General features: G+C 71.2%; 27 protein-coding genes and 1 pseudogene. 23 read left to right on the top strand and 5 right to left on the bottom strand.

Annotated features, from left to right (window positions below; all coding sequences use genetic code 11):
• Nucleotides 1–113: 113 nt before the first annotated feature.
• Entirely contained in the window at nt 114–950 is an 837-nt protein-coding gene (locus tag ACLQ2S_RS22775) for a hypothetical protein (RefSeq protein ID WP_155218025.1), read from the top strand.
• Nucleotides 947–1,993, top strand: a complete 1,047-nt coding sequence (locus ACLQ2S_RS22770) for a hypothetical protein (protein ID WP_425702729.1) — start codon at nt 947–949, stop codon at nt 1,991–1,993. Before ACLQ2S_RS22775 ends, ACLQ2S_RS22770 begins: the two co-directional genes overlap by 4 nt.
• Before the next feature lie 9 nt (nt 1,994–2,002).
• Here the strand turns inward: ACLQ2S_RS22770 and ACLQ2S_RS22765 are convergent, their stop codons facing one another.
• The 3 genes from ACLQ2S_RS22765 to ACLQ2S_RS22755 are packed head-to-tail and all read right to left on the bottom strand — an operon-like array spanning nt 2,003 to nt 4,481.
• Nucleotides 2,003–2,776 (bottom strand): amino acid ABC transporter ATP-binding protein, encoded by a 774-nt coding sequence (locus ACLQ2S_RS22765; protein WP_155218029.1) that lies wholly within the window; start codon nt 2,774–2,776, stop codon nt 2,003–2,005.
• A 2-nt stretch (nt 2,777–2,778) separates the two neighbouring features.
• Entirely contained in the window at nt 2,779–3,624 is an 846-nt protein-coding gene (locus ACLQ2S_RS22760; RefSeq protein ID WP_309223254.1) for an amino acid ABC transporter permease, read from the bottom strand.
• Complete coding sequence (locus ACLQ2S_RS22755) at nt 3,621–4,481, bottom strand: ABC transporter substrate-binding protein (RefSeq protein ID WP_155218031.1); 861 nt, start codon at nt 4,479–4,481, stop codon at nt 3,621–3,623. Before ACLQ2S_RS22755 ends, ACLQ2S_RS22760 begins: the two co-directional genes overlap by 4 nt.
• 137 nt (nt 4,482–4,618) lie before the next feature.
• Between ACLQ2S_RS22755 and ACLQ2S_RS22750 the strand changes: the two genes are divergently transcribed.
• From ACLQ2S_RS22750 to ACLQ2S_RS22690, 13 genes are all read left to right on the top strand, one after another.
• Entirely contained in the window at nt 4,619–4,882 is a 264-nt protein-coding gene (locus ACLQ2S_RS22750; protein ID WP_088947482.1) for a phosphoribosyl-ATP diphosphatase, read from the top strand.
• 44 nt (nt 4,883–4,926) lie between these two features.
• Nucleotides 4,927–5,772, top strand: a complete 846-nt coding sequence (gene hisG, locus ACLQ2S_RS22745) for an ATP phosphoribosyltransferase (RefSeq protein WP_425702726.1) — start codon at nt 4,927–4,929, stop codon at nt 5,770–5,772.
• Nucleotides 5,769–6,758, top strand: a complete 990-nt coding sequence (locus ACLQ2S_RS22740; RefSeq protein ID WP_425702724.1) for a DMT family transporter — start codon at nt 5,769–5,771, stop codon at nt 6,756–6,758. The genes hisG and ACLQ2S_RS22740 overlap by 4 nt, the downstream gene beginning before the upstream one ends.
• Nucleotides 6,755–7,216 (top strand): PH domain-containing protein, encoded by a 462-nt coding sequence (locus ACLQ2S_RS22735; protein ID WP_155218037.1) that lies wholly within the window; start codon nt 6,755–6,757, stop codon nt 7,214–7,216. The genes ACLQ2S_RS22740 and ACLQ2S_RS22735 overlap by 4 nt, the downstream gene beginning before the upstream one ends.
• A 329-nt stretch (nt 7,217–7,545) precedes the next feature.
• Entirely contained in the window at nt 7,546–8,190 is a 645-nt protein-coding gene (gene infC / locus ACLQ2S_RS22730; protein ID WP_309223256.1) for a translation initiation factor IF-3, read from the top strand.
• 20 nt (nt 8,191–8,210) lie between these two features.
• Nucleotides 8,211–8,405 (top strand): 50S ribosomal protein L35, encoded by a 195-nt coding sequence (rpmI, locus tag ACLQ2S_RS22725; protein WP_013732809.1) that lies wholly within the window; start codon nt 8,211–8,213, stop codon nt 8,403–8,405.
• Between the two features lie 32 nt (nt 8,406–8,437).
• Entirely contained in the window at nt 8,438–8,830 is a 393-nt protein-coding gene (gene rplT / locus ACLQ2S_RS22720) for a 50S ribosomal protein L20 (protein ID WP_155218039.1), read from the top strand.
• A gap of 70 nt (nt 8,831–8,900) precedes the next feature.
• Nucleotides 8,901–9,698 carry a TrmH family RNA methyltransferase gene (locus tag ACLQ2S_RS22715; RefSeq protein WP_425702758.1) on the top strand — a complete coding sequence of 266 codons (798 nt, stop codon included), beginning with the start codon at nt 8,901–8,903 and terminating at the stop codon, nt 9,696–9,698.
• A gap of 329 nt (nt 9,699–10,027) precedes the next feature.
• Nucleotides 10,028–11,095 (top strand): phenylalanine--tRNA ligase subunit alpha, encoded by a 1,068-nt coding sequence (gene pheS, locus ACLQ2S_RS22710; protein WP_155218041.1) that lies wholly within the window; start codon nt 10,028–10,030, stop codon nt 11,093–11,095.
• Nucleotides 11,096–11,131: 36 nt separating this feature from the next.
• Nucleotides 11,132–13,708: a phenylalanine--tRNA ligase subunit beta gene (gene pheT / locus ACLQ2S_RS22705; RefSeq protein ID WP_425702719.1), complete on the top strand. Its 2,577-nt coding sequence runs from the start codon at nt 11,132–11,134 to the stop codon at nt 13,706–13,708.
• A 291-nt stretch (nt 13,709–13,999) separates the two neighbouring features.
• Nucleotides 14,000–15,202 carry a nucleotide sugar dehydrogenase gene (locus ACLQ2S_RS22700; protein WP_425702717.1) on the top strand — a complete coding sequence of 401 codons (1,203 nt, stop codon included), beginning with the start codon at nt 14,000–14,002 and terminating at the stop codon, nt 15,200–15,202.
• Complete coding sequence (locus ACLQ2S_RS22695) at nt 15,199–15,978, top strand: glycosyltransferase family 2 protein (protein WP_425702715.1); 780 nt, start codon at nt 15,199–15,201, stop codon at nt 15,976–15,978. The genes ACLQ2S_RS22700 and ACLQ2S_RS22695 overlap by 4 nt, the downstream gene beginning before the upstream one ends.
• An 8-nt stretch (nt 15,979–15,986) precedes the next feature.
• Nucleotides 15,987–17,012, top strand: a complete 1,026-nt coding sequence (locus tag ACLQ2S_RS22690; protein WP_425702713.1) for an NAD-dependent epimerase/dehydratase family protein — start codon at nt 15,987–15,989, stop codon at nt 17,010–17,012.
• A 37-nt stretch (nt 17,013–17,049) separates the two neighbouring features.
• On the opposite strand, the gene ACLQ2S_RS22685 is transcribed toward ACLQ2S_RS22690, so the two are convergent.
• Complete coding sequence (locus ACLQ2S_RS22685; RefSeq protein ID WP_230462575.1) at nt 17,050–17,934, bottom strand: Crp/Fnr family transcriptional regulator; 885 nt, start codon at nt 17,932–17,934, stop codon at nt 17,050–17,052.
• Between the two features lie 171 nt (nt 17,935–18,105).
• Here ACLQ2S_RS22685 and ACLQ2S_RS22680 point away from each other — a divergent pair, with 171 nt between their 5' ends.
• The 6 genes and pseudogenes from ACLQ2S_RS22680 (at nt 18,106) to ACLQ2S_RS22655 (ending at nt 23,746) form a co-directional block, all read left to right on the top strand.
• The gene (locus ACLQ2S_RS22680; protein ID WP_155218046.1) at nt 18,106–18,894 is read left to right on the top strand and encodes a hypothetical protein; all 789 of its coding nucleotides are present in this window, start codon (nt 18,106–18,108) and stop codon (nt 18,892–18,894) included.
• Between the two features lie 20 nt (nt 18,895–18,914).
• Nucleotides 18,915–21,200 carry a hypothetical protein gene (locus ACLQ2S_RS22675; protein WP_155218048.1) on the top strand — a complete coding sequence of 762 codons (2,286 nt, stop codon included), beginning with the start codon at nt 18,915–18,917 and terminating at the stop codon, nt 21,198–21,200.
• The gene (locus tag ACLQ2S_RS22670) at nt 21,197–22,006 is read left to right on the top strand and encodes a hypothetical protein (RefSeq protein WP_230462576.1); all 810 of its coding nucleotides are present in this window, start codon (nt 21,197–21,199) and stop codon (nt 22,004–22,006) included. The genes ACLQ2S_RS22675 and ACLQ2S_RS22670 overlap by 4 nt, the downstream gene beginning before the upstream one ends.
• A pseudogene (eccB, locus tag ACLQ2S_RS22665) lies at nt 21,900–22,955 on the top strand (type VII secretion protein EccB); the annotation flags it as partial. The gene ACLQ2S_RS22670 and the pseudogene eccB, both read left to right, overlap by 107 nt.
• Nucleotides 22,956–23,111: 156 nt before the next feature.
• The gene (locus ACLQ2S_RS22660) at nt 23,112–23,441 is read left to right on the top strand and encodes a WXG100 family type VII secretion target (protein WP_155221728.1); all 330 of its coding nucleotides are present in this window, start codon (nt 23,112–23,114) and stop codon (nt 23,439–23,441) included.
• 14 nt (nt 23,442–23,455) lie between these two features.
• A complete protein-coding gene (locus tag ACLQ2S_RS22655) occupies nt 23,456–23,746 on the top strand; it encodes a WXG100 family type VII secretion target (protein ID WP_155221727.1) in 291 nt (96 codons plus the stop codon).
• A 98-nt stretch (nt 23,747–23,844) separates the two neighbouring features.
• On the opposite strand, the gene mycP is transcribed toward ACLQ2S_RS22655, so the two are convergent.
• Nucleotides 23,845–25,143, bottom strand: a complete 1,299-nt coding sequence (mycP, locus tag ACLQ2S_RS22650; protein ID WP_425702708.1) for a type VII secretion-associated serine protease mycosin — start codon at nt 25,141–25,143, stop codon at nt 23,845–23,847.
• A 152-nt stretch (nt 25,144–25,295) separates the two neighbouring features.
• Here mycP and ACLQ2S_RS22645 point away from each other — a divergent pair, with 152 nt between their 5' ends.
• On the top strand, nt 25,296–25,688 hold the full coding sequence (locus tag ACLQ2S_RS22645; protein ID WP_155221725.1) for a YbaB/EbfC family nucleoid-associated protein: 393 nt from the start codon (nt 25,296–25,298) through the stop codon (nt 25,686–25,688).
• Nucleotides 25,685–26,023, top strand: coding sequence for a hypothetical protein (locus tag ACLQ2S_RS22640; RefSeq protein WP_425702706.1), 339 nt, complete (start codon nt 25,685–25,687; stop codon nt 26,021–26,023). The genes ACLQ2S_RS22645 and ACLQ2S_RS22640 overlap by 4 nt, the downstream gene beginning before the upstream one ends.
• The last annotated feature ends 86 nt before the right edge of the window (nt 26,024–26,109 follow it).

Raw genomic sequence — 26,109 nt, 5'->3', positions numbered from 1 at the left:
GCGATAGCCTGCCATCCATGGGGAGCCGAAAGCGACGGCGTCGTGCACCCGCGACGGTCGTCGTGTCGCCACCGGAGCGGAGGACGCCATGGTGGCGGCACCCCCTCACCTGGATGTTGGCGGTCATCCTCGGGGCGCCCGCCGCGTACGGCACCACGATCCTCGTCGCCTATCTCAACGCGCACCGGTCGGCGGAATCCATCGGTGAGGCCCTGGCCGGACAGGACGCGATCAAGATCCTCGGAATGGAGCGGTTGCGGGACGACAACGGCCGAGCCGGCTACGTCGTCCCCGCCGGCACCGACCCACGCCCGCTGAAACAGGCGATGACGTACGACCCGGTGCACGGACGGCTGGTGGACCCGGAGGTCGAACACCGGTGGGCGACCGAGAACAACGCCGTCGACGTCGCCGCCACCGCCTGGCAGGTAACGCTCGAAGGCAATCGAAGCGAGCCTGTCGTGATCACCGACATCAAACCGGTGGAGATCCAGTGCGGGGTGCCGTTGACGGGTGGCTACGTCAACCTCGGCAGGCAGGGGGAGGGCGACAAGCCCCATCTCGAGGTCACCATCGACTCCTCCCGGCCGGTCTTCGACCGCATCGGCGAGGAGGACGGCGACATCGCGAACTACTTCTCGAAGAAGTTCATCACCCTCGACCCGAACGAGAAGTTCGTGCTGGTGTTCATCGGCCGGACCGACGAGAAGCACTGCACGTGGCGCTACCAGCTGACCTACCTGGACGGCTCCGTCGGCGGCGCGCAGCAGATCCTCTCCGCCCCGGGCGGTAAACCGTTCGAGAGCACCAGCCACGTCATCCGGGACACCGACACGCACGCCTGGGTGATTCCCGGCGGGTACGAATCCGTGTGCAGTGACGACCTGGCCCCGATCGTCAGCGGTGAGAACTACCGCGCGCTCCTGCGAGGCGAGATCGAGTGCGTGTGATCCGGCGCGTCCTCGCCGCGGGCCTGGTGTTGGCACTGGCCGCGTGCACCGACGCGGCTCCCGAGACGACGCGTACGCCGAGCGCCTCCGGTCAGACCTACGCCGTCCTCACCAGTGGGCGGCTGCTGCTGGTGACCGGTGACACCGTCACCTTCACCCTCGATGGCGACTTCGCCGGTGGCGTCGACTCGATGGCGTGGACCGGCGACGGGCGCTACCTGGTCCTGGCATCCGGCGCGGACCGCGCGGAGCGCACTCTGTCGATTTTGGACGGCCACGACGGCCGGGCCCGCACCATTCCCTGCCCGGACTGCCAGGATCCGGTGGGCCTGCCGGGCAGCCGCGTCGTGGTGGCCGACTCGCAGCGTGGGCTCAGCATCGTGGACGCGGAACGGGGCGAACTCAGCAAGATCCCCTCGCAGTTGCCCTTCCACTCTCTCGGCTTGCGGGTGCTGGACGCCGCCGACGACCGGGTCCTGGTGGCGGGCGCCGACACCGACATGGTTGCCCCCTCCGGTGGCCCGGAGGACATGTACGAGGTGCGGCTCTCCGGCGAGACCACCCCGCTCGGCTCGACCGAGGCCAACGCGCCGGTGCGCGCCAGGCTCGGCCCCGACGGGAAACTGGCGATCGTGATGGGCTTCCACGGGGGCGCGTGCGCGCAGGGGTCGGCGGTGCAGGTGCGGCCGGGAGGCACCTGGCTCGACCCGCCGACGGTGCCGATCCGCGAGGCCGACGGGCTCGGGGCCACCCTGGGCCCCTACGCGGCGTACTCCGACGTGTGGTGGGCGCCCGACGGCCGGCTGCACGCCCTCGCCAGGGCCTGGAAGTGCACGGACCGGGGTGACACGACGACCGTCCCGGAGGATCCTCCCGTGCTCGCCCTCGCCCTCGACGCCACGGGCTGGACGATCCTCCCGCAGGCGCCGGCCAGCCACGTGGTCGTCGAGAGATGGCGCGACGGCACCCTCACGGTGCTGCGAGACGGCACACCGATGAAGATCGGTGACGACACCATCGCCGTGACGCTCAGACCCGCCTGATCCGCGTCGTCAGGGTCGACCGGGCAGCCGACCCGCCTCGATGATGCGGGCCAGGAACTGGCGGGTGCGGGGGTGGGTCGGCGCGGCGAGGACCTGCTCGGGCGGGCCGGACTCGATCACCCGTCCGGCGTCCAGGAAGCAGACCTGGTCGGCCACGTCGCGGGCGAACCCCATCTCGTGGGTGGCCAGGACCATCGTCATCCCCTCCGCCTTCAGGTCGCGGATCATGGTCAACACCTCGCCGACCAGCTCCGGGTCCAACGCCGAGGTGACCTCGTCGAGCAGCAGCAGCCGGGGCGAGTTGGCCAGCGCCCGGACGATCGCCACCCGTTGCTGCTGACCACCGGAGAGCCGGTCCGGGTAGGCGTCCGCCTTCTCCGCCAGCCCCACCCGGGCCAGCAGCTCCCGGGCGCGCTGCTCGGCCTCGGCCCGCGAGTGCCCGTGCACCCGCCGGGGCGCGAGGGTGATGTTGTCCAGCACGTTCAGGTGCGGAAACAGGTTGTACGACTGGAAGACCATGCCGATGCGGCGGCGTACCCGATCCGGGTCGACGCCCGGGGCGGAGATCTCCTCACCGTCCAGCGCGATGGTGCCGTCGTGCAACTCCTCCAGCAGGTTGACGCAGCGCAGCAGGGTCGACTTGCCGGATCCCGACGCCCCGATCAACGCCACCACCTGATGTTCGGCGACGGTCAGGTCGAGCCCGTCGAGGACGACCTGGCCGCCGAACTCCTTGCGCAGCCCCCGGCAGCGCAGCACCTCCGGGGCCGACGTCGCACCCATGGTCAACCTCCGGACTGGCGTCGGGCGGCCCGCAGCGTCACCTGGTCGGTGACGGCGATCAGCGGGATCGCGAGCAGGACGAAGAGCACGCCGGCCAGGATGTACGGCGTGTAGTTGAAGGTCTGCGCGCTGGCCAGTTGCGCCGCCCGTACCGCGTCGATCGGACCGGCCAGCGAGATCAGCCCGACGTCCTTCTGCAACGACACCACGTCGTTGAGCAGCGGTGGCGCCACCCGACGCACGGCCTGTGGCAGCACCACGTGTCGCATGGCCTGCCGGTAGCTGAGCCCCAGCGACCGGGCCGCGGCGAGCTGGCTCGGATGCACCGACTCGATGCCGGCGCGGAACACCTCGGCCAGGTAGCCGCCGTAGGTGAGGATCAACGCAAGCGCGCCCAGCACCAGCACCGACGGTGTGCCCTGTAGCCGCAACCCGGGCACACCGAAGGCGAACAGGTAGAGCACGATGATCAGCGGCAGCCCACGGAACGTGTACGTGTAACCGGCCGCGAGGGCCCGGACCGGGAAGAAGACCGGTCCGCGCAGCGTCCGCAGCACCGCGATCAGCAGCCCCAGCAGCAGTGCCCCGATCGCGCAGCAGACCAGCAGCCGCACGTTGAGCCAGAGCCCGGTCAGCACCCGGGGCAACGCGTCCCAGGCGACCTGCGGGTCGAGGAAGGTCTGGCGTACCCGCTCCCAGCCGGGTGCTCCGGTGACCGTGACCGCCAGCAGCGTGCCGACCACCGCCGTGGAGGCGGCGGCGACCAGCACGCTGACCACGGTCTGCCGACGGCGGTACGCGTTCCTCGCCAGCTGGGCGGGCGAGGGCTGGTGCGCGGTGGTGCTCACGTCAGTTCGGGCGCTCGCGCCTCCTGGGCGAGCCACTGCTCCTCCAACTGCCTGAGGACGCCCTCGCTGGCGAGCTGCCCGACCGCCGCGCTGACGCAACCGGTGAGCGGGGAGTCCTTGTCCAGCAGCAGCCCGAACGCCTCCGGGCTGCCGACCTGGGGCAGCTGCCCGACGATGACCGCGTCGTCGATCTCCGCGCTGGTGATGTAGAACGCGGTGGGCAGGTCCACCACCAGGCCGTCGATCTGGCCGTTCTGGAGGGCCTTTTTGGCGTCGTCGTTGCTGTTGTAGACCCGTGGCTCGGACTTCGGCTGCACCACGTCGGTGATCGCCTGGTAGCTGGTCGTGCCGACCTGGGCGCCGAGTCGGGCGTCCCGCAGGTCGGCCAGTGCGCCGCTGCCGGCGATCTTGGAGGACTTCATTGCGATGACCGTCTGCCGCACGAGGTAGTACGGGGCGGAGAAGTCGACCGCCTGCTTGCGCTCGTCGGTGATCGAGAACTGGTTGATGTCGAAGTCGAAGTCCTTCGGCCCCGGCGCGATCGCGGCGTCGAACCGTACCCGCGTCCAGGTGACCTCGTCGCGGGTGTAGCCGAGCCGCTCGGCCACCGCGTAGGCCACGGCGGACTCGAAGCCCTTGCCGTTGTCCGGCTTGTCGTCGACGAACCACGGCTGGTAGGCCGGCTCGTCGGTGGCGATGGTGAGCTTGCCCGCAGTCTGGGTGGGCAGGCTGTCCTTGGTGCACGCCGCCGACGCGGTCGGCATGGGCGCCGGCTGGACCTGCGGTGTGCAGGCGCTGGCCGCGAGCAGAACGGTCGCCGCGGTGGCGAAAGCGAGGGTACGCGGGGTGGTGACCATGGCCGACAGCGTACGACCCTCATCGGTGGAGATCGAAGGGTCATCCCATCATGTCGGTGGGGAACGCGGTCCCGTCCACCGGTCACCACCGACCCGGTGCACGTGGCGACCGAGGGCGACTGAAAGAATCCGTCTCCGTGAAGACGTTCGAGGAGTTGTTCGCGGAGTTGCAGGCCAAGGCAGCGGCCGGCACCCCCGGCTCGGGCACGGTCGCCGCACTGGAGAAGGGCGTGCACTTCATCGGCAAGAAGGTCGTCGAGGAGGCGGCCGAGTCGTGGATGGCCGCCGAGCACGAGGGGCCGGAGCGCACCGCCGAGGAGATCTCCCAACTGCTCTACCAGGTCCAGGTGCTGATGCTGGCCAGTGGTCTCGACCTCAAGGACGTCTACCGACATCTGTGAGTGCCCCCACCGTCGACCAGAACCGATCGAAGGAGCACTCCGTCATGCTGCGTGTCGCCGTACCCAACAAGGGCGCCCTGGCCGATTCGGCCGCCCAGATGCTGCGTGAGGCGGGCTACCGCCAGCGCACCGACCCCAAGGACCTCGTCTGCCGCGACGAGGCAAACGACATCGAATTCTTCTACCTGCGCCCGAAGGACATCGCCACCTACGTCGGCTCCGGTGACCTGGACGTCGGCATCACCGGCCGGGACCTGCTGATCGACTCCGGCGCGCCGGCCGAGGAGGTCGTCGACCTGAACTTCGGCCGGGCCACCTTCCGCTTCGCGGCCCGGCCGGACGACGTCGACGACGTACGGGAGTTGGGCGGGCACCGGATCGCCACCGCGTACCCGGGGCTGGTCGAGCGCCACCTCGCCGAGCTGGGCGTCAAGGCCGAGGTGATCCGGCTCGACGGCGCGGTGGAGAACGCCATCCGGCTGGGCGTCGCCGACGTGGTCGCCGACGTGGTCGAGACCGGGGCGACCCTGCGCCAGGCGGGCCTGGTGGTCTTCGGTGAGCCCCTGCTGCGCTCCTCGGCGGTGCTGGTCCGCCGGGTCGGCGCGGCCCCGCACCCGCAGGCCGAGCAGCTGCTGCGCCGGCTGCACGGGGTGCTGGTGGCCCGGCGTTACGTGATGCTCACCTACGACGTGCCGGCCGGGCTGATGGAGCAGGCCAGCGCGCTGACCCCGGGCATCGAGTCGCCGACGGTCTCCCCGTTGCACCGGGAGGGCTGGGTGGCCGTGCAGGCCATGGTGCTCCGCGACGACGTGCACCGGATCATGGACGAGCTGTACGAAGTCGGTGCCCGCGCGATCCTGGTCACCAACATCCACGCCTGTCGGCTGTGAGGCCGCCGCCGGTAGCGGTCGCACTCACCCTGGTCGTCCTCGGCGGAACCGCGTCCGCGGCCCAGGGCGCGGTCAACGCGGAACTGGGCCAGCGGGTCGGCAACGCCTCCCTGGGCGCGGTCGTCAACAACCTCGGTGGCTGCCTGCTGGTGCTGCTCGGGCTGCTGGTACTGCCGTCGATGCGAACCGGGCTGGCCGCCCTGCGGCGCTCCCGCCTGCCCTGGTGGTCGTACCTGGGTGGGTTGGGTGGCGCGGCCATCGTGGTGCTGGCCGCGTACGCCGTACCGGTGCTCGGGGTCGCGGTGTTCACCATCGCCCAGGTGGCCGGTGGCAGCCTCGGCGGCCTGGCGTCGGACCGGGTCGGCCTGGCCCCGGTGGGGCGGCTGCCGCTGACCGCGCCCCGGGTGGCCGGGGCGCTGCTCGGGGTGGCCGCGGTGGGCCTGGCCCAGCTCGGCCAGCCCGTCGGTGACCTGGCCGTCGGGGTGCTCCTGCTGGCGGTGGCCGGCGGCATCGGCGTGGCTCTGCAGGCGGCGCTCAACGGCCGGATCTCGGCGGCCGGTTCGGCCGCCGCCGGGGTCGCGGTCAACTTCGTCGTCAGTACGCCGGCGGTGCTGCTGGTCGCGGCGCTGGCCGGCGCGTTCACCGGTCCGCCGATCCGCTGGCCGGACGGCTGGCACCTCTACACCGGTGGGCTGCTCGGGGTGGTGATCGTGGCCAGCCTGGTGGTGGGGGTACGCGCGGCGGGCGTGCTGCGTACCGGTCTGGCGCTGGTCGGCGGGCAACTCGCCGGCGCGGTGCTGTTGGACCTGCTGCTGCCGCAGGGGCCGGGGGTCCGGTTGCCGGTGCTGGCGGGTGCCCTGTTCACTCTGCTCGCGGTGCTGGTCGCCGGGCGTGGCCCGCGTGCCGCCACCGCCGAGGTCGACGGCGGCGCGCTCCGTGTGGCGCCGGAGGGCACGCCGGGTCCGGATGGCAGACTGGGTGGATGAGTCAGATCCGCCTGCGACCGCGCCGCATCCGGTTGGTCTGCTGGATCGCGGCACCCGTGCTGGTCGTGGTGTTCGCCCTGATCGCGACCACGCTGACCGGTCCGACCGGGAACGGCTACGGCACCTTCCAGCGTGGTGACCAACTGGCGATGATCGGGCTCGGCGTGATCTTCGCGCTCGGCGCGCTGGTGTTCACCCGTCCCCGGGTCGACGCCGACGCCCGGGGCATCCGAGTCCGCAACATCATCGGCTCGTACGAGCTGCCCTGGGAGGTCGTCCGGGGCGTCCGGTTCGACCGGGGCGCCCCCTGGGCGGCCCTGGAGCTCTACGACGACGACCTGCTGCCGGTGGTCGCCCTCCAGGCCGCCGACAAGCAACTCGCGGTCGACGGTGTCCGCGCGCTGCGCCGCCTGCACCAGGCGTACCTGGCCGACGTCGCCGAGCGCGCGGCCCGCTGAGCGGTCCCGGTCGCCGGGGGCGGTTTGGGGCCTCGGTCATCGAGGGTGTAGTGTTGTCGAGTCGACCAGGCTGTCCGCTCTCGCGGGCTGCCATGAAAGCGGAGCGCCTGCTCCCACCCGAGTCGCCGACTGCGGCGTCCGGGTCCGGTCACCGGTTCCGGGCACGTCCCGGCTCCGGATGCGCGATCCTGTGATCGTGCCGACCGGTCGAGCAGGCCCTGGCATATGCCAGGGCCTTCTACTTTCCGGGCCGGTTCCCACCGGGAGCCGCAGGGTCGGCCACGCATGAAGAACCGACTCGAGGAGGCCCCATCAGCGTCGAACCACGCGTGAACGAGCAGATCCGGGCACGTGAGGTCCGACTGGTCGGCCCCGAGGGTGAGCAGGTGGGCATCGTCCCGCTGGAGCGCGCCCTTCAGCTGGCCGCGGACGTCGATCTGGACCTGGTCGAGGTTGCGCCGATGGCGCGCCCGCCGGTGTGCAAGCTCATGGACTTCGGCAAGTTCAAGTACGAGAGCGCACTGAAGGCGCGCGAAGCGCGGCGTAACCAGCAGCAGACCGTCATCAAGGAAATGAAGCTCCGGCCGAAGATCGATCCGCACGACTACGAGACCAAGAAGGGTCACGTGGTGCGGTTCCTCAAGGCCGGCGACAAGGTCAAGGTGACGATCATGTTCCGCGGTCGCGAGCAGAGCCGCCCGGAGCTGGGCTACCGGCTCCTGCGCCGGCTCGAGTCCGAGATCACGGAACTGGGATACGTCGAGTCCGCTCCTAAGCAGGACGGCCGAAACATGATCATGGTTCTCGCTCCGCACCGGGCCGTGAAGGCCTCCGCGGTCGCCGCCACGGCGTCCCGTGGTGGGCCCCGGGAGCGGACCGCGGAGGAGCCCGCGGCGGCCGCCGAACCGGCGGTGACCAGTGAGAGCGCAGCAGCCGGCGAGACCGGCAAGACCGCTGACACCAGCGGTCAGTAACAGGGGAGAAGACGTTCCACATGCCGAAGATGAAGAGCCACACGGGGACGGGTAAGCGCGTCCGCGTGACCGGCAAGGGTAAGATCATGAAGCAGCAGGCCGGTCTGCGGCACAACCTGGAGAAGAAGCCCTCCACCCGCACCCGCCGGCTGACCGGCGTGGTCGAGGCCGCCAAGTCCGACGTCAAGCGCCTCAAGAAGCTGCTCGGCCGCTGACGCGCGCCACCTGAGTCCAAGAAGGAGTTGAGATGGCACGCGTCAAGCGGGCTGTTAACGCCCAGAAGAAGCGTCGTACCCTGCTGGAGACCGCGAGTGGTTACCGCGGTCAGCGCTCCCGGCTGTACCGCAAGGCCAAGGAGCAGGTGCTGCACTCGATGCAGTACGCCTACCGGGACCGTCGTGACCGCAAGGGCGACTTCCGGCAGCTGTGGATCCAGCGGATCAACGCTGGTGCCCGCGCCAACGGGATGACCTACAACCGGCTGATCCAGGGCCTGCGCCTGGCCGGCATCGAGGTCGACCGCAAGATCCTGGCTGACCTGGCCGTCAACGACGCCGCCGCGTTCGCGGCGATCGTCGAGCTGGCCCGGGCCGCGGTGCAGGCCGAGGGCACCGGCGGCGCGTCGGCCCAGGCCGCCTGAGTCCCACGCAGCGCATCCAGGCGCCCCTCGGTGACCGGGGGGGCGCCTGGCGCGTGTGGCGGAGAACCTCATGCTCTTCACCCCGCGTACGCCCCGGGTGGTGGCCGCGCGTCGGCTCCAGCGTCGCCGCGAGCGCGACGCCACCGGCCGGTTCCTGGCCGAGGGACCTCAGGCGGTCCGGGAGGCGCTGGCCCGTCCCCGCACCGTGCTGGAGCTGTTCGGCACCCCCGCCGCCCTCGACCGGTACGCCGACCTGGCGGCGAGCGCCGCCGCCACCGACGTACCCGTCTCCGAGGTGACCGACGACGCCGTCGCCGCGCTCGCCGAGACCGTCGCCCCGCAGGGGCTGGTCGCCGTCTGCCGGCACCTCGACGTGCCCCTGGACGTCGCGCTGTCCCGCACCCCCCGACTGGTGGCGGTGCTCGCCGGGATCCGTGACCCGGGCAACGCCGGGACGGTGCTGCGTACCGCCGACGCGGCCGGTGCCACGGCGGTGGTCTTCGCCGGTGACACCGTCGACCCGTACAACGGCAAGTGCGTCAGGTCGTCGGCGGGCAGCCTGTTCCACGTCGACGTGGTCCGCGACCGTGACCCGGTCGCGGTGCTCGGCGCGGCGCGGGCCGCCGGGCTGACCGTGCTCGCGGCCACCGGTCATGGCGCGGACGACCTCGACGAGCTGGTCGACGCCGGTCGACTCGCCGCACCGACCGCCTGGCTGTTCGGATCCGAGGCGCACGGCCTGCCCGCCGAGTTGGCGGAGGCCGCCGACGCCCGGGTCCGGGTGCCGCTGCACGGGCGGGCCGAGAGCCTCAACCTTGCTGCGGCGGCGGCCGTCTGCCTGTATTCTTCGGCCAGAGCCCAGCGCTGATCCCGATCATGCGCGCACGATGGAGGAGATGCGGCCCCGATGGTGAACGCACCACGGCGTTCGTTTAGCCAGCCCGCCGGTGTCGGCGGGCGGCGGGCCTGACCTGCTCTCCACGCGACTCCCACCGGCGGGCTGCGGCACAGCCGCGCGTCCGTAGACTCTAGCGCGGTGTCCAGAACGTTCACCGGGCCGCGCCGGGCCCAGCCGACGACCGTATCCGCTTTGCCGGTCGCCGCCGGAAACCTCGCCCGCGACATCGCCGACGTTCCTGGACACCGCACTTGCCGCCCGCGAGGGCTGGCGCCGTCGTGAGGGAGTGCCCGTACGCCATGACTTACCGCAACGATCCGTACGACCCGAAGCAGGTCGCGCTGCTCGATCCGGCCGCCCTGGCCGAGGCAGTGGCCGAGGCCGAGAAGGCGTTCGCCGCCGCCGGTGACCCCGATGAGCTGGCCGCGGTGCGTCCGGCGCACCTGGGGGACCGGGCCCCGGTCGCGTTGGCCCGTCGGGAGATCGGCGCGCTGCCGCCGGCCGCCAAGGCCGATGCCGGCAAGCGGGTCAACGAGGCCCGCCGCGCCATCGAGCAGGCGTATGCCGCCCGCGCCGAGGTGCTGGAACGGGAGGAGGCCGAGCGGGTCCTGGTCGCCGAACGAGTCGACGTGACGTTGCCGTACGACCGGCACCCGCGCGGCGCCCGGCACCCGATCACCGTCCTGATGGAGCAGATCAGCGATCTGTTCGTCGGGATGGGCTACGAGGTGGCCGAGGGGCCCGAGGTCGAGTTGGAGTGGACCAACTTCGACGCGCTGAACATCCCCGTCGACCACCCGGCCCGAGGGCTGATGGACACCTTCCACATCGCACCGGAGGGCTCCGGGCTGGTGCTGCGTACGCACACCTCGCCGGTGCAGGCACGCACGATGCTCAGCCGGAAGCCACCGATCTACGTGGTGGTTCCCGGCCGGGTCTACCGCACCGACGAGTTGGACGCCACCCACTCCCCGGTCTTCCACCAGGTGGAGGGTCTGGTGGTGGACAAGGGCATCACGATGGCGCACCTGCGCGGCACCCTCGACCACTTCGCCCGCGCCATGTTCGGCGCCGGTGCGAAGACCCGGTTCCGGCCGCACTACTTCCCGTTCACCGAGCCGTCGGCCGAGTTCGACGTGTGGTTCCCGGAGCACCGTAAGGGCCCGCAGTGGGTCGAGTGGGGTGGCTGCGGCATGGTCAATCCTCGGGTACTGCGGGCGTGTGGCATCGACCCGGAGGTCTACTCCGGCTTCGCGTTCGGCATGGGCATCGACCGCACCGTGATGTTCCGGCACGGGGTGGGCGACATGCGGGATCTGGTCGAGGGCGACGTCCGGTTCACCCGGGCGTTCGGCCACGGGGCTTAGTGCGGGCGCGAGTTACGGAGACGGTGGTTACCAGTAATGCGAGTTTCTCTCAGTTGGCTGCGGGAGTACGTCGACCTTCCCGACCTGACCGTTGACGAGCTGGAGCGGGCCCTGGTGGATCTCGGCATCGAAGTCGAGTCCATCGTGGACCTGTCCGGCACGGTGACCGGGCAACTGGTGGTCGGCGAGATCCTGGAGATCGAGGAGCTGACCGGCTTCAAGAAGCCGATCCGGTTCTGCCGGGTGAACGTGGGCACCGCCAACGGCACCGGCGAGCCGCAGGAGATCGTCTGTGGCGCCCGCAACTTCGCCCCCGGGGACCGGGTCGTGGTGATCCTGCCCGGTGGGGTGCTGCCCGGTGGCTTCGCCATCGGAGCCCGCAAGACGTACGGGCGTAACTCCAACGGCATGATCTGCTCGGCCAAGGAACTGGGGCTGGGCGACGACCACTCCGGCATCCTGGTGCTGCCCGAGGACGTCGCGGCCGAACCCGGCGACGACGCCCGTCCGGTGGTCGGCCTCTGCGACATCGTCGTCGAGGTCGAGATCACCCCGGACCGGGGCTACCAGATGTCGCTGCGTGGGCTCGCCCGTGAACTGGCGCACGCCTTCGGTGTCGACTACACCGACCGGGGTCGAGTACCCGCCACCCCCGCCACCCCCGAGCCGGCGTACCCGGTGGAGGTGCGCGATCCGGTCGGCTGCGACCGGTTCGCGGCCCGGATGGTGCGCGGCGTCGACCCGTCGGCGCAGACCCCGGAGTGGATGCGGCAACGGCTCACCATCGCCGGCATCCGCAACATCTCGCTGCCGGTCGACATCACCAACTACGTGATGCTCGAACTCGGCCAGCCGATGCACGCCTTCGACGCCGACCGGATCGAAGGCCCGCTGGTGGTGCGCCGGGCGGTGCCGGGGGAGAAGCTGACCACGCTCGACGGGGTGACCCGGGCGCTCGCCCAGGAGGACATGGTCATCTGCGACGCCGGGCTGCCGAACCCGGTCGCCGGTGAGGGCTCCGGCATGCCGATCTCGCTCGCCGCCGTGATGGGCGGGGAGACCAGTGAGGTCCTGCCGGGCACCGTCAACGTGCTGTTCGAGGCCGCGCACTGGGATCCGGCGATGGTCGGCCGCACCGCACGTCGGCACAAGCTGTTCAGCGAGGCGGCGAAGCGCTGGGAGCGGGGAGTGGATCCGGCGCTGCCGTTGGTCGCGTTGGACCGGGCCGTCGAACTGCTCACCTCGTACGCCGGCGGCACCGCCAGTGACGAGGTGCTGGACATCGACCACGTCCGGCCGCCCGCCCCGATCACCCTGCCGGTCGACCTGCCGGGTCGGCGGGTCGGGGTGGACTACCCGCCGGAGCGGGTGGTCGCCCTGCTGGAGCAGGTCGGCTGCACCGTGGTCCGTGGTCCCGACCGGCTGGCCGAGGACCCGGGCGAGACGGCGGTGGCCGCCGGGGACCACGACACGCTCAGCGTCACCCCGCCGACCTGGCGACCCGACCTGACCGACCCGGCGGACCTGATCGAGGAGGTGGTCCGCCTCGACGGGTACGACAAGGTGCCGTCGGTGCTGCCGACCGCGCCGCCCGGCCGGGGGCTGACCTGGCAGCAGCGGCGTAACCGGGCGGTGTCCCGCGCCCTGGCCGAGCGGGGCCACGTGGAGGTCCTGGCGCACCCGTTCGTCGCCACCGGCCTGGCCGACCAACTCGGCCTGCCCGCCGACGACCCGCGCCGCCGGGCGGTGCGGGTGGCCAACCCGCTGTCCGAGGAGGAGCCGCTGCTGCGTACCACGCTGCTCGGCCCGCTGCTCGGCATCGTCCGGCGCAACCTCGGCCGTGGCCTACGGGACCTGTCCCTCTACGAGATCGGCACGGTCTTCCACCCCCGGCCGGACGCCGGAAGCCCGCCCGCGATGGGCGTGGACCGCCGTCCCACCGACGCGGAGTTCGCCGCCGCCGACGCCGTGGTGCCGCACCAACCCCGGCACGTCGCCGTCGTGCTGACCGGCGACATCGAGCCGGCCGGCTGGTGGGGTGACGGCCGGGCGGCGGGCTGGGCGGACGCCATCGAGGCGGGCCGGACGGTACTCGCCGCCGCCGGCATCCCCGACCGGTGGATCGAGGTACGGGCCGCCGAGCACGCCCCCTGGCATCCGGGTCGCTGCGCGGAGCTCCTGGTCAACGGGACGGTCGTCGGTCACGCCGGTGAGCTGCACCCACAGGTCGTGGCGACGCTGGAGCTGCCGAGGCGGACCTGCGCCATGGAGCTGGACCTGGACGCCGTGCCGTCGCCCCCGCCGGCCAGCGCGCCGACGGTGTCGCCCTTCCCACCGGCGCTGATCGACGTGGCGCTGGTGGTGGACGATTCGGTGCCGGCGGAGCAGGTGCGCCAGGCGCTCGTCGAGGGCGCCGGTGAGCTGCTGGAGTCGATCCGGCTGTTCGACCTGTACGCCTCGGAGCAGCTCGGCGCCGGTCGCAAGTCGCTGGCGTACAAGCTCACCTTCCGTGCCCCGGACCGGACGTTGACGGTCGAGGAGGCGGTGGCCGCCCGCGACGCGGCGGTGGCCCGCGCCGCCGACCGCTTCGGCGCCACCCTCCGCGGCGCCTGACATGTAAGGAAGGGCACCTTCTTAACGCCTGCTGTATAGGAAGGGCCCCTTTTTATCGCCTGCCACCCCCCAGGCGATAAAAAGGGGCCCTTCCTTCATGCCGTACGGGGGTGGGCGGCAAACGGGCGGTGTGCTGACGGTGGCGGTGTCGATGCGGTAGGTGGTGGGTCGACCGAAAGGTCAGGACCGATGGCTGTTTGGTTACCCGCGAGTCACCTCCGAGCGGTTAGCCTGCTTGGATTCCGAGTGCCGCCACCGTCACCACCCCGCCACCCCCACGGGAGTCCCCTCATGTCCGATGATCCACCCGCCTCGGTCGACGTCTGCATAGTCGGTGGTTGTGGCCGGGTGGGCCTGCCACTGGGCATCGCCTTCGCAGCCAGAGGGCTGTCCGTCGTGCTGTACGACATCAACGCCGAGGCCGTCGCCGGTGTCAACTCGGCCACCCTGCCCTTCGCCGAGCCCGGCGCGGCCGCTCCACTGGCCGAGGCGGTGGCCGCCGGGCGGCTGCGGGCCACCACCGACCCGGCTGCCGTCGGCGTCTCCGAGCACCTGGTCGTCGTGGTCGGCACACCGGTCGACGAGCACCTCAACCCGGATCTCGGTGCCGTGCCCCGCGCCCTGGAACGCTGCGCCGAGCACCTGCGCGACGGCCAGCTGATCGTGCTGCGCAGCACCGTCTACCCGGGCGTGACCGCGTTGACCGAGAAGCTGCTGGCCGGCAAGGGACTGCGCGCGGACGTCGCGTTCTGCCCGGAGCGGATCGCCGAGGGCCGGGCGATGACCGAGTTGTTCACCCTGCCGCAGATCGTCGCCGCGCGGACCCCGGAGGCGCTGACCCGGGCGGAGAAGCTGTTCCGGCACCTGACCGACCAGATCGTCCCGCTCGAGCCCGAGGAGGCCGAGCTGGCGAAGCTGTTCACCAACACCTGGCGGTACATCAAGTTCGCCACCGCCAACCAGTTCTGGATGATGGCCAACGACTTCGGGCTGGACTTCGCCCGGATCCGGCACGCGGTGGCGTACGACTATCCGCGTGCGGCGGACCTGCCGATGCCGGGGTTCGCGGCCGGGCCGTGTCTGTTCAAGGACACCATGCAGCTGGCCGCGTTCAACCGGAACAACTTCGTCCTCGGCCACTCGGCGATGCTGATCAACGAAGGGTTGCCGCTGTACCTGGTGTCCCGTCTGGAGGACCGGTTCGACCTGGCCACCTCGACGGTGGGGATTCTCGGCATGGCCTTCAAGGGTGGCAGCGACGACCCCCGGGAGAGCCTGGCGTACAAGCTGCGCAAGATCCTGGCGTTGAAGACGCGCGAGACGCTGTGCACCGACCCGTACGTGCCCGACGAGCGCCTCGTCGACCTCGACGAGGTGCTGCGCCGGGCCGACCTGCTGGTCATCGCCGCGCCCCACGAGCAGTACGCCCACCTCGACACCGAGAAACCGGTGGTCGACATGTGGGGGCTGACCGGGCAGGGGGTGCGGGTGTGAACCCCCGGGTCTCGGTGATCGTGCCGGTCTACAACGAGGGCGAGGCGATCGTCCGCTGCCTGGAGCGGATGCTGCGCGAGATGCTGCTGCCCGCCGAGGTGCTCATCGTGCACGACATGCCGGAGGACACCACCGTCCCGTACGTCGAGCGGATCGCGCGTACCGACCCGAGGGTCCGGGCGGTGCTCAACACCTACGGTCGGGGCCCGGCGAACGCGATCCGGTTCGGCATCGACGCGGCGCGGGCACCGGTCGCGGTGGTGACCATGGCCGACGGATGCGACGATCCCCGCCAGATCGACGAGCTGGCCCGGTTGGTGGACCGGGGCGTGGTGGTCGCCGCGGCCTCCCGCTACATGCCGGGTGGCCAGCAGGTCGGTGGGCCGAGGCTGAAGCGGATGTTGTCCCGCTGGGCGGGCCGCAGCCTGTACACCTTCGCCCGGGTGGGCACCCGCGACGCCACCAACAGCTTCAAGGCGTACGACACGGACTTCGTCCGGCAGGTCGGCATCGAGTCACGGACCGGCTTCGAGATCGGGCTGGAACTGACCGCGAAGGCCACCCGGCTGCGCCTGCCGGTGGCCGAGATCCCCACCATCTGGCTGGATCGGCCGCTCGGCGAGTCCCACTTCGACCTGGGGCGCTTCCTCCCCGGCTACCTGCGCTGGTACCTGTTCGCCTACGGTCGACGGCTGAGCCGGGAGAAGTTGACCGCCCGGGTGCGGAAGCCGGCGGTGCCGGCACCGCGCGGCACCGAGTTCGAGCAGACGGCATAGGAGCGTACGTGGCGAAGGTCCTGGTAACTGGTTCGGCCGGCTTCATCGGCGGCTACCTCGTCGCGGAGCTGCTGGAGCGCGGCCACGAGGTGGTGGGCGTCGACAACTTCTCGAAGTACGGCCCGGTCTCGCAGAGCCACGAGGGGCACCCCCGGTTCCGGTTCGTCGAGGGGGACGCCCGCGACACCGACCTGCTGACCGACCTGCTCGACGGCTGCGATCACCTGGTCGCCGGTGCGGCGATGATCGGCGGGATCTCCTACTTCCACGCGTACGCCTACGACCTGCTCGCCACCAACGAGCGGATCATGGCGGCGACCTGCGACGCGGCGATCCGGGCGCATCGCGACGGTGGCCTGTCCAAGGTCACCTATCTCTCCTCGTCGATGGTGTTCGAGTCCACCGAGCACTGGCCCAGCAGGGAGGGCGACGAGCGGCGCATTCCGCCTCCGCTGTCCTCGTACGGTTTCCAGAAGCTGGCCGTGGAGTACTACGCGCGGGCCGCCTGGGACCAGTACCGGCTGCCGTACACCATCGTGCGGCCGTTCAACTGTGTCGGCGTGGGGGAGGGGCGGGCGCTCGGGCAGGCCGAGGTGCTCTCCGGCAACGTGAAGCTGGCCATGTCGCACGTGGTGCCCGACCTGGTGCAGAAGATCGTCAAGGGGCAGGATCCGCTGCACATCCTCGGCGAGGGTGACCAGGTGCGGCACTACACCTACGGCGGTGACCTGGCTCGCGGCATCGTGCTCGCCATCGAACACCCGGCGGCCCGCAACGAGGACTTCAATCTCTCCACCGCCGAGTCGACCACGGTGCTGGAGCTGGCCGAGCTGATCTGGCGCAAGATCAAGGGACCGGACGTGCCGTTCCGGTACGTCAGCGACGAACCCTTCCAGTACGACGTACGCAAGCGGGTGCCGGACACCACCAAGGCCGCCGAGGTGCTCGGCTTCACCGCCACCACGTCGCTGGACGAGATGCTCGACGAGGTCATCCCCTGGGTGACCCGGGCCGTCGCCGAGGGTCGCCTCTGACCCGCGCCGGTCGGGGCCGCGTGCCCGCCGTCGGACGCTACCTCTCGTCGGCGTCGAGTTGCCCCAGCGCCCGCAGTCGCGGCAGGTCGAGGACGGTCATCCGACGGTAGTCGGTGTCGACGAGGCCCTCAGCCCGCAGGTCACGCAGGCTCTTCTGGACGGAGGTCTCGGAGGCGCCGCAGATGGTGGCGAGTTCCGGCTGGGTGAGCCGTACGTCGATGACGACACCGCCGGGCGCCTGCCGACCGTGGGTGCGGGACAGTTCCGCCACCACCCGCGCCACTCTGATCTTGACGGGGTACGAGGTGAAGTCGATCCGTCGCCGGTTCGACCAGCGCAGCCGGTCCGAGACCATGGCCGCGAGTTCGAGCGCCGCGTCCGGGTGGCTGCGGAGAAAGGCCCGGAACCGCTCTCGCGGGATGACGCTGTAGCGGGCCGGCCCGCACGCGGTGACCGTGGCGGAGCGTGGCTCGTCGTTCAACGCCGACATCTCGCCGATGAGATCGCCGCCGACCCGAAGCGACAACAACGCGGTACGGCCGTCCGGGAGTGCCGCGGTGACCTTGGTCAGCCCGTCCTCGATCAGCACCAGGTGGGACTCCCGCCGTCCCTCGTGGATCAGGATCTGCCCGGCCGGCACCCGACGGCGGACACCGAGTTCCAGCAGCGCCGACCGCACGGGCGGGCCGAGCCGCTGGAGGAAGGTGCCGTGCGGCCACTGCGTGCTCGGCTGCTGGTCTCGCCGCATCAACGCTCCCACCCTTATCGACCAACGACAGAGATCGAAGCGTAGCGGGCCGCGTACGGTGCGCGACGCCCGCCGGAGCAGTGCCACCGTGACCAGGTAGCCGGCGACCAGGCCGAGGGTCAGCCAGGTTTGCAGATCCAGCGCGAGGAGCAGCTCGATCGGCACGGTCCACATGCCTTCCAGTTCACCCGCGTCGCGCCGACGAGATCACCGACCAGGACGGGATGACGGTTGGCCGACAGCCCGTCGCGATGCCGTCTTTCTACGGGATCTTCGCCGCCGGTCGCGTCTTGGATGTCACCTGGTGCCCGGCTCCGACGGGCCGTGGTGAGGAGGGTCGACCGTATGCGACATCCGGAGCGGCGCCTGCTGGTCTGCGTGGACATGGAGCGCTACAGCCGGCGTACCAATCATCAACAGTACGAGGCGCAGCACGACTTCCACCGGCTGCTGCGGGAGGCGGCCGACGCGGTGGGCATGGACCGGGTCGGTTGGACGACGCAGCAGTCCGGTGACGGCGAGTTGGCGATCCTGCCCCGCGACGTTTCCGAGGCCCGGGTCATCGGCCGGTTCGTGCCGGAGTTGGACCGGCTGCTGCGGCGGTACAACGTCAGCCGCCTGCCGGCGGCCCGCATCCGGCTCCGGGTCGCGGTGCACCAGGGCATGGTCCATCTCGACGGGGCCAACGGCTTCCCCGGGCAGGCGGTCGTCGCGGTCAGCAGGTTGTGCGACGCGCAACCGGTACGTCGAGCCCTGGCGGCCTTCCCGGACGCCGGTGTCGCGCTGGTGGTCTCCGCCGACATCTACCGCGATGTGGTCACCGAGTATCCCGAGGAACTCCGTCCGGATCGGTTCCGGCGCGTCGACGTCGTGCACCCGGCCAAGGAGTTCCGCGAGCCGGCGTGGCTCTGTGTCGTCGACGAGGACCTCACGTCGTGGGTGGACCTGCCGACGACCCCAGGCGAGGAGCCGACGCGTCCATGCCCCGCGTCCGGCGAACCGCCGGAGGGTCCGGCGGGTGGGATCCGCACCGGTGACATCGTCGTCGAGGGTCAGAACGCCGTCGGACCGGGTGCGATGGCGATCGGTTCGATCGGCCGTGACGCGACGTTCGGTGGGGGCACGGACCGGTGAGCGACCGCCATCCGGAATCGATGTCGTTCGATCCTGAGGTGCCGCCCGCCCCCGGTGACGTCGACGCCGACGAGTCACCGGCCGGCGACCGGCCGGGGGAGGAGCCACGGGCGCCGGTGACGGCCGACAGCTCACCGGCGCCGGATCCGACCGAGGAGCCTCCGGGGGTCGAGGAGATCGACGACGTCGACGACGCCGAGGAGCCGTTGGACTCCGCTGACGTGTTGCGCCGGCTCGCCGGCCTGCTCGGCGGCGGTGCCCGCATCGACGTCGGCGACATGCAGGTGCGGGGGCAGAACGCGACGGGTCACGGCGCGATGGCCATCGGCACGGTCAACGTGACGGCCGCGGCGGCGACCGGAGGTCGGGTCTGGTCGGAGACGCTCAGCGAGGCGACCGTCCGGGACGTCGCCTACGCGTACGCCCCGGCCCTGAGTGATCAGCAGTTGGATCGCCAGCTGAAACAACGTCATCTGCTGTGTCTGTCCGGTCCGCCCGGCACCGGCCGCTTCACCTCGGCGATGGTCGCCTCGGCCCGTCGGCACGGCCTCGACCGGGTGGGCGTACTGGGGGTAGAACACCTCGCCGACCTGCTCGGCAGGGACTCCGGTCCCCGGTCCGGCTGCGGTTACGTGCTGCGGGTCAGCGACGAGACGGTGCGCTCGGTGGACGGCTACATGCTCGTCGCCCTGGCGGCCCACGCCGAGACCTACGGGGTGACGCTGCTGCTGGTCGGCGACTTCTCGCGACGGATCCAGGAGCTCAGCGGCCGTGTGGTCGAACATCGGCCGGCCGGCGCTGAGGAGGTGTTCCGCGCCCGACTGCGACGCGAGTTGGCCGGGCGGTGTGTGGGCTTCTGCGCGGGCGGTTGCGACGGTGCGTGCGTGGAGCGGTATGTCGAGGAGGAGTGCGGCCGGCACCCGATGCTCACGGCGTACCTGAGCGGGGAGCCCCGGCCCCGCGAGGTGGTCGCGGTGGTGGAGGCGATCGCCCGGACGGCGCCACGCGCCGGTGCGCTCACCGACCGCCTGGCCGAGCTGCTACCTCGGCAGCTGCGCGAACGTGCCGCGCGCATCCTCGACGCGGAGGACGACGCTGGGACCGCCGTCGGCTGGTCCGTCACCCAGGTACGGGCGTTCCGGCTCTGCTGCGCGATCCTCGCCGGCCTGACGACCTCGGAGATCCGGATCGCCGCCGACCGGCTCGTCGCCGCCGACCGGCTTCCCACCGTCGACGGGGCGGCCGGCGGCGAGCCCGCGCCGTCGAGGGCGGCTCCGGTGCGGCTGCGCGGCACCACGCTCGACGACCTGCTGGGCCCGACGCTGCGGGCGGCGGTGACGGTGTCGGACGACGACTGGAACGCCGGTGGTGTCCGTCTCCAGTTCGCGCCGGGCAGCGAGGAGTTGCGTAGCGCGGTGCTCGACGCGGCGTGGGCGGACTGGTGGGAGCCGAGAGTGCTGCTCGGCTGGCTCGCGGATCTGGTGCGCGCCGACCAGCCGGTGGTGCGGCAGGCCGCGGCCGGCGCGGTCGGCTGGACGGCGGGCCGCAACGTGCAGGCGGCCCTGGACACGGTGCGTGAGCTGGCCCGGGAGCGGCGGGCCGGCGTGCGGCAGGCGGCGGCGATCGTGCTCGTCGCGATGGCCATGCAACCCCGGCTGAGACAGCGGGTACGCGTCGAGCTGGACAGCTGGGCCGCCGGCTCGGCCGCCCACCTGCGGGACACCGTGGCCCGTGCCCACGAGCTCGGGCTGGCCCGGCTCTGGCCCGACGTGGCCCTGGTCCAGTTGCGCCTGGTGGCGTCCGCGCGGATGCAACGGTGGAACAACTCGGTGGTTCGGGGCCTGGTCGAGGTCTACCAGAGTGGTCACGCCGCGACGCTGCTGCCCGACCTGGCGGAGTGGACCCGCTCGCCCGACCGGGAGGTGCGCCTGCACGCCGCCCGGACGCTGCGGGTGCTGGCCGAACGGTGGGCACGGCCGCCCCGGGAGCAGTGGCCGGAACTGCTGGATCTCGCCCGCGTCGGGGTCGTCGCCCCGGACGACCTGGCGACGCTCTGGGCCACCTCGCTGAGTCTGCCGGAGACGGCGTACCGGGCCTGGCGGACTCTGGGGTTCTGGCTCAACCGCGCGGACGGGCAGCCGGAGGTCGCGAGCTACGTCCTGGCGCTGCTGCGACTCGTGGTGTCCGGCCGGCCACCGCTGTGCCGGCGACTCGACCACCAGCTACGGCACGTGTGGCGTTCCGTGATGCCCCGCAACGTTCTGCTCGACGAGGTCGAACGACTGATCGGTGAGGACTACCCATGAGCAATCAGCCCCCGGTGAATCCGGACCTACGCCCGCCCGTGCCGAGGCAGCCGCAGCGCCGTTGGTGGCACTCGATCTTCGCCTCGCCGGCCGTGCCACGGCCGGCGGTTCGCTCCCGCGTGACCTTCCGGCAGGACGTACCGCAGCCGCTGCTGGTGCCGGCCAAGGGCGACGCCTTCGATTTCCGGCTGCACGCCGTCTACGCCTGGACCGCCTCGAACATGAGCTTCGAGGAGTTGCGCGCCCGCGCCGAGGGGCTGCTGCCCTGGGCGGGTGGGATCGTCCGGGAGAGGTCGATCGACCTTGCCCGGGAGCACGAGCCGCACCGCGCCCACGACCTGGAGCGGGCACTGAACAACCTGCTGATGCACCAGCGCTGGCCACAGGACTCGAACCTGCCGCAGTTCGGCGTCCACCTGCGGGTCAGCCCGGACGAGCGGGTACGGGAGCGGCTGCGGCCGTACTGGGAGAGGCGGATCGAGCTGGAGTGCCAGCACGAACTGCAGAAGATCCGTGCCTGGCAGGCCGACGACCTGACCCGCCGCTGGGCCGCGGTGCTGCAGAGTCTCGAGGACGATCCGGTCACCGGACACGCCGCGCATCTGGCCGGGGCGGAGTTCGCGGAGGTCTTCCACCGGTACGTGGAGGAGCGCCGGGGCGTCATCCCGGATCTCGTGACTCTGCTGCGGGAGGCGGTGAAGGGGCACGGTGACCTTGGGCTCGGGCCGTCCGAGTACACCCAGGCCTGGGATGTCGCGCTCCGGACGTACGAGCGCCAACACGGGCTGTCGGGGCGCGCCAACTGATCGTGCGGTGGCCCTCCCTGGCACCCGGCGGGGCCCCCCCCCCCCCGGCGGCCGGGAACCGGGCGACAGCGGGCTGCTGGTGCGGGACCGCAAGACCGAGCGGTTGCACCTGATCTGGCGCGACCATCGGTACGAGATCCGCAACGAGAAGATCGTGCTGGAAGGGCTCACCATGAGCGCCGAGCCGGTGGTGGAGGTCGGTGGGGCGTGGCTGAACGCACTGCCCGCCGGAGAACCGATCGCTCCCCGCCGGGTCGCCGACCGGGGCACGCCTTCGAGCGCGTTGCCGGATGCCCGCGTCGGCCAGGTCTTCGTGGTGGAGAGCCAGGGCGGTAGCCGCCAGTACTACCTCGCCGAACGGTCGAGGCTGGTGCCGATCACCCCGCTTGAGGCGGACGTGGTGATGGCCGACGGGGAGACGCAGTCGGCGTACCCGGGCGAGGCCAGGCCCCACCCGATCGAACTCGCCGCCGGTGCCGCCGCCGCCGCGCCCAAGGCGTCCGCGCCGGCCCAGGGCCGGCATCGCGCGCCGGAGCAGCGGCCGGACATCGCCAGGTTGACCGGCGACCAACCGGCGATCTGCGCGGCCTACCAGCCGGGAGCGGATGAACCGACGCTGCTGCTCGACGCGCAGGTCCAACCGGTGCGTGAACCGGTACGCACCGGTGAGCAGACCGGTGACGGCATCCCGCTCGCCGACCGGGTCGTCATCGAGCCGGGGCACGGCGTCCTCGTCGCGGCGGTCTCCTCCCCGGACCAGGAGTCGGGCACCCTCAATCTGGTCACCGACCTGGGGCATCGCTACCCCCTGGCCTCCGAGGGTGTGCCCGCGATCCTCGGCTACTCGGGTGTGCAGCCGGTCCGGCTGCCCGCCAGCCTCGTGGTCCGGCTGCCCGCCGGGCCGGTGCTCGACCCGACGACGGCGAAACTCGCGCTCGACCCGGAGTGACCTGACCAGCCACAATGGAGAGGCGGAGCAGGTGGCGGTCTAGCGCGCGCTGGACACGACCCGCTACCGTTCGTATGACGATGGTGCGCGAGCACCGACTGACAGGACGCCCCGGCGAGACGGGGCGATCAATTGAGGACGGGGGTGACTTCCGCCATGTCGATGAATACCGACACCGGCTTGATGCTGAAGACCGAGGGTGACGTCGATGCCGTCGCCGATCGGCTCACCGGCAACCTCAACTCGCTGATGGACCAGCTCGCGCCGCTGTACGACCAGTGGAAGGGCGCTGGTGCCGGTTCCTTCCACCAGGTCCGTGAGCGGTTCGACCAGGACATGGCCCGACTCAACGTCGCGCTTCGGGCGATCGCCGAGGCGGTCGGGTCCGCCGGTAAGGACTACGACGTCAGCGACGAGGAGATCCGGGCCGACATGGACAGCGCGGGTGCCACCGCCGGCCAGATCACCGCGGCGCTGAAGCTCTGACGGGGGAGAGACTCATGACGGAGATTCGGTACAACTTCGCCGGGCTGAACGCCGCAGCGGACAGCTGCAGCGGAGCGGTCCGGAACATGACCGGAGAGCTGGACGGGCTCAAGTCCGGCATCGCGCCGCTGCTGGCCACCTGGGATGGTGACGCCCGGGAGGCGTACTTCCAGCGGCAGAGCGAGTGGGAGTCGGCCGCCAACGACCTTCGCGACCTGCTCGGTCGGATCGAGAAGGCGCTGCGTGAGTCGGCCGCGAAGATGCAGGCCCGCGAGGCGGCGAACCGCGCGAAGTTCGGCGGCTGAACCGAGACCCGCAGTAGTGATGGCCCGGCCCCTGCGCCGGGCCATCGCCGTTTTCGCCGCAGGCAGCGGTGACGGTCCGCTCGGCGTCGACGCCGCTGTCAGCCGCGCGGTGTCGAGCTCGGTACCCGGAAGAAGATCTCCTCGGGTTCGTCGATCTCGGGCTCGGCCGGGGGCGGTGCCGCCGGGCGGGTGGGTCGCCACCGCGCGCGGCGACCACGCGGCAGCAGCGCGGCCAGCGCCGCGACGGCGACCGCGATCGCGGCCAGCGCCAGCCCGATCCAGAGGGCCAGTCGGCCGAACAGCGCCCAACGCTCGGCGCGTGCCTGCGCCGCAGCGTCGTGCGGCACGTCGGGCAGCGGAGGCTGCGCCACGGGACTTCCCGTCGTCAACCGTTCGGTGACCGCCCGGTACGGGTTGACCACCCCGTTGCCGTAGCCCCGGTAGGCGTCACCCCGGGCCGGGTCGGCGGTGGCCAGGATCCGTTTGGTGACCGCCCGAGCGGAGAGGTTGGGCTCCGCTGCCCGGATCAGCGCGGCGGTCGCACTCACCATCGGGGCGGCGAAGCTGGTCCCGTCGTAGGTGTTGTGGCCGATCAGCCGGGTCGCGGCCACCACGGCGCCACCCGGGGCGCTGATGTCCACGTACGGGCCGACCTGGGACTGTCGGATGCGGGCACCGTACTGGTCGATGGCACCGACGCCGATCACGCCGTCGTAGGCCGCCGGATAGGGCACCGGATCGGGGCGGGCACCGTCCTGGTGTTGGTTGCCGGCGGCGGCGACCAACACGACGTCCTTCTCCACCGCGTAGCGGATGGCCTGCTCCACGTCCTGGTCCGGTCGGTAGAGCGTCACCGACATGTTGATGACGTCTGCGCCGTCGTCGACGGCTCGCCGGATGGCCTGGGCGAAACGAGCTCCGGTGACGGTGTCGCCGCCGGCGCCCGGGCCGTCGTTGGCGTTACGTTCACTGACCCGGATCGGCACGATCGTCACATCCGGTGCCAGGCCGTGGAAACCCACCCCGTCCTGCCGGCGGGCGGCGATGATGCTGGCCACTGCCGTGCCGTGGGACACGCAGTCCACGTCGCCGCCGGGTGCGCCGTGCAGGACGTCGAAGCCGGTGGTCACCCGACCCGTCAGTTGGGGGTGGTTGCTGTCGGTGCCGGAGTCGATGACCGCGACGCGTACTCCCGCTCCGGTGCTGAACGGCCACACGCGCTGCGGAGCGAGCCACCGTAGATGCCAGGGCGTCTCGGTGTTGATCTCTCCCGGATCGCTCGGATTGTTGCAAATCGCCGGTGCGGCTGCTGCCGGGCTCGCCACCGGAATCGCCAACACCGGAGAAAGAAGCGCCCCCAGCAGCACGAACGTCGTCACCGGACGGTCCCGGAACATGTCTGCACGCCTCCCGTCAACCGGCCCCGCTGAATCCTAGCGGCGGCTGCTCGCCGGACCAGGGGACGCCGATGTCGCGCCCATTCAGTATGGTCGGGTTGTCACGCCCGGGCGTGGGCGGCGGATGGGACCTGCGCGGGGAGGAACACGCCATGGACGTACAGGCGCTGCGCGCCCGTGCCGACGAACTGATGGCGCAGTTCGAGCGGATGCGTTCCGGCGTTGGTGACCTGCAACAGCAACTCAAGACGGTGAAGGCGACCGTCACCTCCGATGACGGCCTGGTCACTGTGACGGTCGGTCCTCGTGGTCACGTGACGAAGGTCGAGTTCGATCCGCGCATCTACCGCCGGCCCAACTCGAAGGAGCTTTCCGCCACGGTCACCGAGACGATCCGGCGGGCTACCGAGAAGGCCATGGCTGAGGTCGAGAAGCTGGTTCGACCGTTCGTACCGGACAGTCAGTTCCAGGCCTACATCGATCATGACCTGGACGGCATCTTCCGTCAGTTGGACAGCGATCTACCCGGGGAGGAGAAGCGGTGAGCGAACTGCGCGACACCTTCGTCAAGCCCGACGCTGCCCTGGAGGGCGCCAACGAACTCGGCGCGGCCGGTGCGCAACTCGCTTCGGCCTGGAGCAATGCCGGGGCGGCCATCAACACCCTCAACGGCGGCAAGCCCTGGGGTGACGACGAGCCGGGCAACGAGTTCAACAAGAACTACCTCGGTGGCGATCAGCCGGCGCAGCAGGTCCTCGACCTGCTCGCGGATCTGGTGCCGCTGGTCGAGGTGCTGGGGCCCACCGTCAAGGGTGCGGTCGAGGGCACCGTCGACACCGACGAGATGGTCAAGACACTGTTCGGCGGCGACGACAAGTAGCAGTTCACCCGCTACGGGTCGACATCGGACAGAGGGGCATTCGGGGTGGCGATACCCAATCCCAGGAACTCGCTGGGCGAGTACGC

Origin of the sequence: Micromonospora sp. DT48 (assembly GCF_049844495.1) — a bacterium.
Classification (GTDB): Bacteria; Actinomycetota; Actinomycetes; order Mycobacteriales; family Micromonosporaceae; genus Micromonospora.
The sequence above is the reverse complement of the archived record's forward strand: the minus strand, read 5'-3'. Positions and strand labels throughout refer to the sequence as shown.

What these genes read in the sequence shown, in the direction of transcription:
- ACLQ2S_RS22735 (WP_155218037.1), top strand. Translation starts at nt 6,755, where the DNA reads ATGAGTCAGATCCGCCTGCGACCGCGCCGCATCCGGTTGGTCTGCTGG.
- rplT (WP_155218039.1), top strand. Translation starts at nt 8,438, where the DNA reads ATGGCACGCGTCAAGCGGGCTGTTAACGCCCAGAAGAAGCGTCGTACC.
- pheS (WP_155218041.1), top strand. Translation starts at nt 10,028, where the DNA reads ATGACTTACCGCAACGATCCGTACGACCCGAAGCAGGTCGCGCTGCTC.
- ACLQ2S_RS22700 (WP_425702717.1), top strand. Translation starts at nt 14,000, where the DNA reads ATGTCCGATGATCCACCCGCCTCGGTCGACGTCTGCATAGTCGGTGGT.
- ACLQ2S_RS22680 (WP_155218046.1), top strand. Translation starts at nt 18,106, where the DNA reads ATGCGACATCCGGAGCGGCGCCTGCTGGTCTGCGTGGACATGGAGCGC.
- ACLQ2S_RS22715 (WP_425702758.1), top strand. Translation starts at nt 8,901, where the DNA reads ATGCTCTTCACCCCGCGTACGCCCCGGGTGGTGGCCGCGCGTCGGCTC.
- ACLQ2S_RS22670 (WP_230462576.1), top strand. Translation starts at nt 21,197, where the DNA reads ATGAGCAATCAGCCCCCGGTGAATCCGGACCTACGCCCGCCCGTGCCG.
- ACLQ2S_RS22675 (WP_155218048.1), top strand. Translation starts at nt 18,915, where the DNA reads ATGTCGTTCGATCCTGAGGTGCCGCCCGCCCCCGGTGACGTCGACGCC.
- ACLQ2S_RS22655 (WP_155221727.1), top strand. Translation starts at nt 23,456, where the DNA reads ATGACGGAGATTCGGTACAACTTCGCCGGGCTGAACGCCGCAGCGGAC.
- rpmI (WP_013732809.1), top strand. Translation starts at nt 8,211, where the DNA reads ATGCCGAAGATGAAGAGCCACACGGGGACGGGTAAGCGCGTCCGCGTG.
- pheT (WP_425702719.1), top strand. Translation starts at nt 11,132, where the DNA reads ATGCGAGTTTCTCTCAGTTGGCTGCGGGAGTACGTCGACCTTCCCGAC.
- ACLQ2S_RS22765 (WP_155218029.1), bottom strand. Translation starts at nt 2,776, where the DNA reads ATGGGTGCGACGTCGGCCCCGGAGGTGCTGCGCTGCCGGGGGCTGCGC.
- ACLQ2S_RS22645 (WP_155221725.1), top strand. Translation starts at nt 25,296, where the DNA reads ATGGACGTACAGGCGCTGCGCGCCCGTGCCGACGAACTGATGGCGCAG.
- ACLQ2S_RS22755 (WP_155218031.1), bottom strand. Translation starts at nt 4,481, where the DNA reads ATGGTCACCACCCCGCGTACCCTCGCTTTCGCCACCGCGGCGACCGTT.
- hisG (WP_425702726.1), top strand. Translation starts at nt 4,927, where the DNA reads ATGCTGCGTGTCGCCGTACCCAACAAGGGCGCCCTGGCCGATTCGGCC.
- ACLQ2S_RS22660 (WP_155221728.1), top strand. Translation starts at nt 23,112, where the DNA reads ATGTCGATGAATACCGACACCGGCTTGATGCTGAAGACCGAGGGTGAC.
- ACLQ2S_RS22775 (WP_155218025.1), top strand. Translation starts at nt 114, where the DNA reads ATGTTGGCGGTCATCCTCGGGGCGCCCGCCGCGTACGGCACCACGATC.
- ACLQ2S_RS22685 (WP_230462575.1), bottom strand. Translation starts at nt 17,934, where the DNA reads ATGTGGACCGTGCCGATCGAGCTGCTCCTCGCGCTGGATCTGCAAACC.
- mycP (WP_425702708.1), bottom strand. Translation starts at nt 25,143, where the DNA reads ATGTTCCGGGACCGTCCGGTGACGACGTTCGTGCTGCTGGGGGCGCTT.